The 9,826-nt window shown below is 67.3% G+C and carries 8 protein-coding genes; 1 reads left to right on the forward strand and 7 read right to left on the reverse strand.

The window, feature by feature from the left end:
- Nucleotides 1–54: 54 nt before the first annotated feature.
- The 3 genes from moaB to ilvD all read right to left on the reverse strand — a co-directional run bounded on the left by moaB (nucleotide 55) and on the right by ilvD (nucleotide 3,508).
- The gene (moaB, locus tag BCY78_RS17150; RefSeq protein ID WP_068304332.1) at nucleotides 55–597 is read right to left on the reverse strand and encodes a molybdenum cofactor biosynthesis protein B; all 543 of its coding nucleotides are present in this window, start codon (nucleotides 595–597) and stop codon (nucleotides 55–57) included.
- Nucleotides 598–671: 74 nt separating this feature from the next.
- Nucleotides 672–1,502, reverse strand: a complete 831-nt coding sequence (locus BCY78_RS17155; RefSeq protein WP_068304333.1) for a uracil-DNA glycosylase family protein — start codon at nucleotides 1,500–1,502, stop codon at nucleotides 672–674.
- A 164-nt stretch (nucleotides 1,503–1,666) separates the two neighbouring features.
- The gene (gene ilvD, locus BCY78_RS17160) at nucleotides 1,667–3,508 is read right to left on the reverse strand and encodes a dihydroxy-acid dehydratase (RefSeq protein WP_068304334.1); all 1,842 of its coding nucleotides are present in this window, start codon (nucleotides 3,506–3,508) and stop codon (nucleotides 1,667–1,669) included.
- A 192-nt stretch (nucleotides 3,509–3,700) separates the two neighbouring features.
- Between ilvD and tpiA the strand changes: the two genes are divergently transcribed.
- On the forward strand, nucleotides 3,701–4,432 hold the full coding sequence (tpiA, locus tag BCY78_RS17165) for a triose-phosphate isomerase (RefSeq protein WP_068304335.1): 732 nt from the start codon (nucleotides 3,701–3,703) through the stop codon (nucleotides 4,430–4,432).
- Here tpiA and BCY78_RS17170 read toward each other — a convergent pair.
- The 4 genes from BCY78_RS17170 to BCY78_RS17185 are packed head-to-tail and all read right to left on the reverse strand — an operon-like array spanning nucleotide 4,429 to nucleotide 9,662.
- The gene (locus BCY78_RS17170) at nucleotides 4,429–5,613 is read right to left on the reverse strand and encodes an acyl-CoA dehydrogenase family protein (RefSeq protein ID WP_233499427.1); all 1,185 of its coding nucleotides are present in this window, start codon (nucleotides 5,611–5,613) and stop codon (nucleotides 4,429–4,431) included. The two genes, tpiA and BCY78_RS17170, sit on opposite strands and share 4 nt — an antisense overlap.
- A gap of 4 nt (nucleotides 5,614–5,617) precedes the next feature.
- Complete coding sequence (locus BCY78_RS17175; protein ID WP_068304337.1) at nucleotides 5,618–6,244, reverse strand: glutathione S-transferase family protein; 627 nt, start codon at nucleotides 6,242–6,244, stop codon at nucleotides 5,618–5,620.
- On the reverse strand, nucleotides 6,241–8,097 hold the full coding sequence (locus tag BCY78_RS17180; protein ID WP_068304338.1) for a biotin carboxylase N-terminal domain-containing protein: 1,857 nt from the start codon (nucleotides 8,095–8,097) through the stop codon (nucleotides 6,241–6,243). The genes BCY78_RS17175 and BCY78_RS17180 overlap by 4 nt, the downstream gene beginning before the upstream one ends.
- A complete protein-coding gene (locus BCY78_RS17185; RefSeq protein WP_304441982.1) occupies nucleotides 8,094–9,662 on the reverse strand; it encodes an acyl-CoA carboxylase subunit beta in 1,569 nt (522 codons plus the stop codon). Before BCY78_RS17185 ends, BCY78_RS17180 begins: the two co-directional genes overlap by 4 nt.
- Nucleotides 9,663–9,826 lie beyond the last annotated feature (164 nt).

The raw sequence follows: 9,826 nt of genomic DNA on the forward strand, positions 1-9,826 counted from the left end.
GATCTGCCGGCAAGTCATAGAGCAGGCCTTGCACGGCTCAAACGCGCGTGCAGATCATTTCCGTCGCAGATGTTCGTCCAATCGAGGCATGATTTCGACGAAATTGCACGGACGGTGCCGAAAATCGAGCTGCCAGTGCAGAATCTCGTCCCAGGCATCCTTGCAGGCCCCGGTCGACCCCGGCAGCGCGAACAGATAGGTCCCGCCCGCAACCCCGCCCGTGGCGCGGCTTTGAACGGCAGAGGTGCCGATCTTCTGCATCGAGACCATGGTGAAGACCGTGGCGAAGGCTTCGATCTCCTTCTCGTAGACGTCACGATGGGCCTCGACCGTCACGTCGCGCCCCGTCAGCCCGGTGCCGCCGGTCGAGAGGATGACATCGACCCCGTCATCCTCGATCCACAACCGAAGCTGCTGCGCGATCAGGTCACGCTCATCGGCGACGATGACGCGGCCGGCCAGCACATGGCCATCCGTGGTCAACCGCTCGACCAAGGTATCGCCCGAGCGGTCGTCCTCCAGCGTGCGCGTGTCCGAGACGGTCATCACCGCGATCCGCACCGGGATGAATTGTTTGCTTTCGTCGATCCGGCTCATCCGAGCCTCCCTGCGCAAGGAGCTTTGCGCGCAGACTAGGCCCCCCGCCGCGGACGGCAAGGGGACAAATCGTGTCAGGGCAATTGCCGCAGCCTGGCTTTCAGCGCCAACAGATCGGCCCAGGCCTCGCGCTTGGCCTCGTTGTTGCGCAGCAGATACGCCGGATGGAGCATCGGCAGCGCCGGACGCCCCGCGACCTCGGCCCATTTGCCGCGCAGACGCAGGATGCCGCGCTGCTCCAGCAGCGCATCGCAAGCGACGTTGCCCATGATGACGATCAGGTCCGGCTGCGCAAGCTCGATATGCCGCATCAGGAACGGCTTCAGCATCGCCAGTTCGGGCTTCGAGGGCTCGCGGTTGCCGGGCGGGCGCCACGGCACGGTGTTGGTGATATAGAGCGCCTGCGCCGGGTCGGGCGCCGTGCGTGACAGACCAATCGCGGCGAACATCGCGTCCAGAAGCTGCCCCGCGCGTCCGACGAAAGGCTTGCCCTGCCGGTCCTCCTCGGCCCCCGGCCCCTCGCCTACGATCATCACCCGCGCCTGCGGATTCCCGTCCGCAAAAACGCAGCTGCGCGCGCCGCGCTTCAGATCGCAATGGGGAAAGGCCGCCAAGGCCTCGGCAAGGGACGGCAAATCCGCGGCATAGGCGGCCGACTGCTGCGCCGCCCGGATGGCGACCTCAACCTCATCCTCGACCGGCGCGGCCACTGGCGCGGGCGCCCCACCCCGCTTCGGCACCACATCCGCCACAGGGGCGGCGCGTTCGGCCTCGCGCTCGGCCTGTATCTCGGCCGCGCGCGCGAAACGGTCGACGGGCGCGTCCATCAGCGCCTCGTCCACCCCCAGTTCGACCTGCCACTCCAGCAGCGCCCGGGCCAGATGCCAGTCCATTTGTGCGTTCATGCCCCGGACCCTACCCGATCCCCCGCGCCCCGCCAATGAGTCGGCGCCCCGCGTGTCGTTGCCCTGCTCATCTTTGCTCCACAAATATCCTGGGGGGTGAATTTGCGCAGCAAAGAGGGGGGCAAAGCCCCCCTACCCGCCTGCCTTCAAAGACGAAATCCGGATCACTCGTCGCCGGGCAGGATCCGCACGCCACCCTTCGCCGCCGAGGAGGCGAACATGGCATAGGCCTTCAGCGCGGTCGACACGGCACGCTTGCGCGGCGCGGCCGGTTTCCACGGCAGCGGCCCCTTGGCCTCACGGCGCGCGGCCAGAACCGCATCATCCACCGCCAGATTGATCGAGCGGTTCGGGATGTCGATCTCGATCTTGTCGCCGGTCTCGACCAGACCGATCAACCCGCCTTCCGCCGCTTCCGGCGAGGCATGGCCGATCGACAGGCCCGAGGTCCCGCCCGAGAAACGACCGTCCGTCAGCAGCGCACAGGCTTTGCCCAGACCCTTCGATTTCAGGTAGCTGGTCGGGTACAGCATTTCCTGCATGCCCGGACCGCCCTGCGGACCCTCGTAGCGGATGACGACCACGTCGCCTTCCTTGACCTTGCCGGTCAGGATGCCGCTGACCGCATCGTCCTGGCTTTCATAGACGCGGGCCGAGCCGGTGAACTTCAGGATCGACTCGTCCACGCCCGCCGTCTTCACGATGCAGCCGTTCTCGGCGATGTTGCCGAACAGCACGGCCAGACCGCCGTCCTTCGAGAAGGCGTGTTCGACGTTGCGGATCACGCCGCCGTCGCGGTCGGCATCCAGCGCCTTGTAGCGGTTCTCGGTCGAGAAGGCCTGCGTGGTGCGCACGCCGCCCGGGGCCGCGCGGTAGAACTCGTCCACCTCGGGGTCGTTCGCGGTCTTGATGTCCCAGGTCGCCAGCGCCTCGGCCATCGAGCGCGAATGCACGGTGCGGGCCTCGCCATGCAGCAGGCCGCCGCGATGCATCTCGCCGAGGATGCCCATGATCCCGCCCGCGCGGTGGACGTCTTCCATGTGCACGTTGTGGATGTTCGGCGCGACCTTGCACAGGCACGGCACCTTGCGGCTGAGCCGGTCGATATCGGTCATCGTGAAATCGACACCGCCCTCATAGGCGATGGCCAGAAGGTGCAGCACGGTGTTGGTCGAGCCGCCCATGGCGATATCGAGGGACATCGCGTTCTCGAAGGCCTCGAACGTGGCGATCTCGCGCGGCAGATGCCCGGCTTCCTCGCCCTCGTAATGGGCCTTGGTGATCTCGACGATGCGACGGCCGGCGCGCAGGAAGATCTCCTTGCGGTCGGCATGGGTCGCCAGCATCGAGCCGTTGCCCGGCAGCGCGAGGCCCAGCGCCTCGGCGAGACAGTTCATCGAGTTCGCGGTGAACATGCCCGAGCACGAACCACAGGTCGGGCAGGCGTTCTGCTCGAATTCCTCGACTTGTTCGTCGGTGTAATTGTCGTCCGCAGCAACGATCATCGCGTCGATCAGGTCGACCTTGCGCACCAGATCGCCGACCTGCACCTTGCCGGCCTCCATCGGACCGCCCGAGACGAAGATCGTCGGGATGTTGAGGCGCATGGCGGCCATCATCATCCCCGGCGTGATCTTGTCGCAGTTCGAGATGCAGACCATCGCGTCGGCGCAATGGGCGTTGACCATGTATTCCACGCTGTCGGCGATCAACTCGCGCGAGGGCAGCGAATACAGCATGCCGTCATGGCCCATCGCGATGCCGTCATCGACGGCGATCGTGTTGAATTCCTTGGCCACACCGCCAGCTGCCTCGATCTCGCGGGCGACCATCTGGCCGAGGTCCTTGAGGTGCACATGCCCCGGCACGAATTGCGTGAAGCTGTTGACGACGGCGATGATCGGCTTGCCGAAATCGCTGTCGGTCATGCCCGTGGCACGCCAGAGGCCCCGGGCCCCGGCCATGTTGCGCCCGTGGGTGGAACGCCGGGAACGGTAATGCGGCATGTTCGGCTCCTCAGTCCTGACCGGTCTGTCCGGTCTTTCACCGCGCTCAATAGCGCAGATCGGCCTTTGTAGACAAGGAAGCTCGGCCATGCGTCAGGCGAATTCCTCCGCTGCAGCGCGGCATGAGCAGGCGGAAGCCTTGGACTTCTTCCGATGGCGGGCTAGGGTCTGCCCCGTAACAGGGAGTATCGCATGAGCATCCGCAAGCTGGCCGCCGGGAATTGGAAAATGAACGGGCTGACCGCCCAGCTGACCGAAGCGATGGCGCTGGCCGCCGCGCATCCGTCACCCTCGGTCGATCTGCTTCTCTGCCCGCCCGCGACCCTGCTGGCGCCGATGGCAACGGCGATGACCGGCACCTCCGTCGCGGTCGGCGGTCAGGATTGCCACGCCGCCGCGAAAGGCGCGCATACCGGGGATATCTCGGCCGCGATGCTGGTCGATGCCGGCGCCTCGCATGTGATCCTTGGCCATTCCGAGCGTCGGGCGGACCATGGCGAAAGCTCGGCCGACGTCGCCGCCAAGGTGCAGGCCGCCTGGGCCGAGAACCTGATCGCCGTCGTCTGCGTCGGCGAGACCGAGGCCCAGCGCGACGCCGGCGAGACTTTGGCGGTGATCGGCGAGCAGCTGGCAGGCTCCTTGCCGGAGGGCGCTACTGCCGCCAATACCGTCGTCGCCTACGAGCCCGTCTGGGCCATCGGCACCGGCCGCACCCCCACGCCCGAGCAGATCGCCGAGGTCCATGCCTTCCTGCGCAACAAGGCGCCGGACGCAGGCATCCGCCTGCTCTATGGCGGCTCGGTCAATCCCAAGAACGCCGAGGCGATCTTCGCCATCGCCCATGTCGACGGCGCGCTGGTCGGCGGTGCCTCGCTCAAGGCCGAGGATTTCGGCAAGATCGTCGCGGCGCTGGAAAAGGCCTAATCCAGCCGCAACCCGCGCGCGCGGAACAGCTCCTCGGCGATGATCAGCTTGCGCACCTCGGTGGTCCCACCGCCGAGGGAGGCGATCCGTGCATTGCGGTAGTGGCGGTTGACCTCGGTCTCCCACACGAAGCCCGAGCCGCCGTGGATCTGCACCGCCAGATCCGTGACCTTGGCGATCATCTGCGCCCCGTGCAGCACCGCGCCCGCACAGAGCCGGTGGATCGAGCCGCGTCCGCCCTCGCCCCGCTTGAGCGCGTCACAGGCCGCCAGCGCCTGATAATTGTAGATCCGCGCGCTTTCCAAGGCCGTCGCCATCTCGGCCAGATGCGACTGGATGATCTGGAACGACCCGATGGCCCGGCCGAATTGCTTGCGCGTCGCGGCATAGTCCAGCGACAGATCGAGGCACCTCTGCGCTGCGCCGATATAGGGCAGCCCGAGGAACGCCCGCTCGATATCCAAGCCCGACATGACGATGGCGACGCCGGCATTCTCGGCGCCCAGCAGGTTCTCGACCGGCACCCGAACGTCCTCGAACACCAACTCGCCCGTCGGACAGCCGCGCCAGCCCATCTTGGTCAGAGTCTGCGCGACCGAGAAGCCGGGCGTGTCCGTCTCGACCACGAAGGCCGAGATGCCCTTCGCGCCCCGCTCCGGCGCGGTCTTGGCATAGGTCAGCACGATATCCGCGACCGGCCCGTTCGAGATGAACATCTTGCGCCCGTTGAGCACGTAGTGATCCCCGTCCCGCACCGCCCTCAACGCCATCGAGCCCAGCGCGTCCGACCCTGCCCCCGGCTCGGTCAGCCCCAGCGCGCCGACCTTGCGCCCGGCGATCAGGTCAGGGACGAAGCGGGCGACCTGCTCGGGCGTGCCGTTCCTGAGAATGTTGTTGAGGCACAGGTTCTCATGCGGCCCCCAGATGAAGGCGGCATTGGTGTTCCAATAGCCGAACGCCTCGGCCACCAGCCCCGCCGACAGAAGATCCATTCCGGCCCCACCTAAGGCCTCCGGCGCGGTCAGCCCGCAATAGCCATCGGCCCCGAGCCTCGCCATCAGATCCGGCGGATACCAATCGTCGTCATCCATCTTGGCCAAGAGCGGATGCAGCTCGGCCTCGGCGTATTTGAAGGCCGCGTCATAGAGCGCGCGTTGGTCGTCCGTCAGATCGAATTGCATATGCTCACCCCAGCAATGGCTGTCCCTGATCATTGGCGCGCTGGAACCCCGGCCGTTCCATCAGCCGCTCCAGATAGGCCCGCGTCTGCGGCTTCAGATGCGCGCCGAGGCCGATGAGCTCGGTCAAGTACAGCGCATAGCCCACAGTGATGTCGGCGGCGGTGAAGCGGTCGGCGCAGAGGTACTCGTGCCCCTCCAGTCGCGCATTCACCAGCTTCAGGCGCGAGAAGAACCATTGCGTATAATCGTCGACCACCTGCGGCTGGCGACGCTCCTTCGGCTCGAACCGGCCGTAGCGCAGCACCAGCGTTTGCGGGAAGGTCAGCGTGGCGTCGGAATGGTACATCCAGTTCAGCCAATCGCCGTAATCGGGGCTGTCCGGCGCGACCGCCAGCGTTCCCTCGCCATAGCGCGTCGCCAGATAATGGGCGATGCCGCTCGATTCCGTCATCCGCGTCTCGCCGTCTTTCAAGTAGGGCACGGTGCCGAGGGAATTGACCTCGGTGAAGCCCGGATCGGTGAACCGCGGCGGGAATTTGAGCAGGTGCAGCGTATAGGGCAGCTCCAGTTCCTCGAGCGTCCAAAGCGCGCGCAGCGACCGCGCGTCCTTGCAATGCCAAAGCTCGATCATAGGTCCTCCGGGATGATATCCATCAGCGGCTGGCGCGCCTTCAATTGCGCGCCCTGCTGGGTGTTCAGAGTGGCGATGCGCCCTGCGATGGGCGCGCGCAGCGGGTGTTCCATCTTCATCGCCTCCATCACGCCGAGGGTCTGGCCCTTCTCGACCACGGTCCCCTCGGTTACATGCAGCGCGATCAGCGTGCCCGCCATCGGCGCGAGGATACGCCCGTCGCCTGTGGCCTCACGGCTCGCGGCCGGGGTGAGGCTCGTGTCGCGCAAGCTCAGCGCCCCGAGGTGCAGCATGTCCCCGTCCTTGGCATAGGGATAGTCCCGGGCGATGCCATCGATCCGCGCGCGGGCATGGCTCTCGCCCAGCGCCTCCAGCGTTACCCGCCGTCCGTCCGGCAGGACCGCCGTCGCGCCCTCCAGCGTCAGGGTCACGGCGTGGTCGCCAAACCGCCGCGTCAGCACCGGCGCAGGCCCGGTCGAGAAGCCGAACCGCAGCCCCGGCCCGCCCGAGTTGATAAGCACCGCCAGCGCCAGCATCACCGGATCGGGCTCCTGTTCCGAAAGCGTCTCATCGCCCGCGAAATCCTCCGTCAGGAAGGCCGTCGTCGCGCCGCCCTCGGCAAAGACCCCATGATCCACCACCGCCTTGAGGAACGGCAGGTTGGTCCTGAGCCCCAGCAGCACGGTCCGCGTCAGCCCCTGGGACAGGTGTCGCCGCGCCGCCTCGCGGTCCGGACCATGGGCGATGAGCTTCGCCAGCATCGGATCGAACCCCGCGCCGATCGCCTGCCCCGCCGCCAGCGCATCGTCCGAGCGCAACCCCGCCCCCGGCGCCCAGCGCCGCAGAATGCCGGTCTGTGGCAGGAAGCCCGTCGCCGGGTCCTCGGCATAGACCCGGACCTCGATGGCATGGCCGCTCAGGCGGATCTCCTCCTGCCGCAGCGGCAAGGCCTCGCCCCGCGCGACTCGCAACTGCCATTCAACCAGATCGAGGCCAGTGATCGCCTCGGTCACCGGATGCTCGACCTGCAGCCGGGTGTTCATCTCCAGAAACCAGAAGTCCCCGTCTTCCAACAGGAATTCCACCGTGCCCGCGCCCTCGTAGCCGCAAGCCTTGGCCAGCGAGACCGCCGCCGCGCCCATCCGTTCCCGCAAATCCGGGTTCACCGCCGGCGAGGGCGCTTCCTCGACCACCTTCTGATGCCGTCGCTGGATCGAGCAATCCCGCTCGCCCAGATGCACGACATTCCCGTGCCGGTCGCCGAAGACTTGCACCTCCACATGCCGAGGCCGCAGCAGCGCCTTCTCGACGATCAACGCGCCGTCACCGAAGGCCTTCTCGGCCTCGGACGCGGCACGCGCCATGGCCTCGGGCAAGTCGGCGAGGTCCGTGCCCAGCCGCATCCCCTTGCCCCCGCCGCCCAAGGCCGCCTTGACCATCAGCGGCACGCCGATTGCCTCCGCCGCCTCAGCCCCGCCGCCCGGCAGGCAGGGGACACCCGCCGCCGCGGCCGCCTCCTTCGCCCGCCCCTTGTCGCCCATCAGGGCGATGGCCTCGGGCGAGGGGCCGACGAAAATCAACCCCGCCTCCGCGCAAGCCCTTGCGAAACCGGCATTCTCCGACAGAAAGCCATAGCCCGGATGCACCATCTCGGCGCCTGCGGCCCGCGCCGCCGCGATGATCGCCGCCCCGTCCAGATAGGACGGCACCGCCACTGCCAGATCGGCCGCGAGCACATGCGGCGCGCCCTCTTCGCCGGGCACATGCACGGCGACGCAGCCATAGCCCATCGCCCGCGCTGTCCGCATGATGCGCAGGGCAATCTCGCCCCGGTTCGCGATCAACACCCTCATAGCCGCGCCACTCCGAAGGTGTTCTCCCGCGTCACCCGCGCGCCTTCCGAGGCAATCAGCCCCAGCACCAGCCCCAGAATATCCCGCGTCTGGCAGGGGTCGATGATCCCGTCGTCCTCCAGCCGCGCCGACGAAGCCAGCGCCGTCGTCGCCTCGGCCAGCATCGCCGCGGTCCCCTGCTCCAGCGCATCGAGCTTCACCGTGTCCACCGCCCCCGCCCGCGCCATCGCCGCCTCGGTGACGATGCGCATCACCTGCCCCGCCTGCGAAGGCCCCATGACCGAGGTCCGCGCATTGGGCCAGGCAAACAGGAAGCGCGGATCGAACCCCCGCCCGCACATCGCGTAATTCCCCGCGCCATAGGAGCCGCCGACCACCACCGACAGCTTCGGCACCCGCGCATTCGCCACCGCCTGGATCATCTTCGAGCCATGCTTGATGATCCCGGCGCGCTCGGGCTCGGTCCCCACCAGAAACCCGGTCGTGTTGTGCAGAAACAGCAGCGGCACGCCCGCCTGATCGCAGAGCTGGATGAACTGCCCCGCCTTCGCCGCCCCCTGCGCAGTGATCGGGCCGTTGTTGCCGATGATCCCCACGGCATGCCCCTCGATCCGCGCATGACCGCAGATCGTCGCCGCGTCATACTCCGGCTTGAAATCGAGGAACTCCGACCCGTCCACCAATCGCGCCACGATCTCGCGGCAATCATAGGGCCGCTTGGGATCGGCAGGCACCAGCCCGACCAGATCCGAGGCCGGGAAGAGCGGCGCCACGAAGCCCCCCTCCCCACCGTCCTTGGGCCACGGCAAGGCCCCGATCACCTCGCGCGCCAAGCGGATACCGTCCGCATCATCCTCGGCCAGATAATCCCCCACGCCCGAGACCTGCGTATGCATCTCGGCCCCGCCCAAGGCCTCGTCCGTCGCGATCTCCCCGGTCGCCGCCTTCAACAGCGGCGGCCCGGCGAGGTACATCGTCGCCTGCCCCCGCACCAGGATGACGTAATCCGACAGGCCTGGCTGATACGCGCCCCCCGCCGTGGCTGAGCCATGCACCACCGTCACCTGCGGGATGCCCAAAGCCGAGAGCCGCGCCTGATTGGCGAAGCCGCGCCCGCCGGGGATGAAGACCTCATGCGCATATTGCAGGTTCGCGCCGCCCGATTGCGACAGCGATACTAGGGGCAGCCGGTTCTCGCGCGCCACCTCCTGCAACCGCAGCTTCTTCGCCAACCCATCGGGCGTCACTGTCCCGCCCTTCACCGCGAAATTGTCGACGACCACGACACAGGACCGCCCCTCGATCCGGCCGATCCCGGCAATGGCGCCTGCACCCGCGCCGGTCCCGTCCTTGTCGCCATAGCGCTTCCACCCGGCGAAGGGACAAAGCTCCAGCCAAGGCGCGCCGGGATCGAGCAACAGGGCCAACCGCTCACGCGGCAACAACATCCCGCGCTTGGCATAGCGCCCTCGCGAAGACTCCGCCGCTGCCTCGACCGCCGCGCGTACGGCGGAAACCGGCGCCATCGCCTCACCCATCGCCGCCGCATTGGCCGCGAACTCCACGCCGCCCGCGTCAAAAGAAGATGTCAGAACCGCCAAACCCGCGCCCCCATCCTGTCCCTCATACACATCTCCTACCCCACGTGTCTAGGCCTGATCTCGTATGCCTTCTTCTGCCTGACATCTTCTACTTCACTAAACACCAAAAATCTAATCTGAGTCCCTGA

This window comes from Pararhodobacter sp. CCB-MM2 (genome assembly GCF_001691415.1).
Classification (GTDB): Bacteria; Pseudomonadota; Alphaproteobacteria; order Rhodobacterales; family Rhodobacteraceae; genus Pararhodobacter.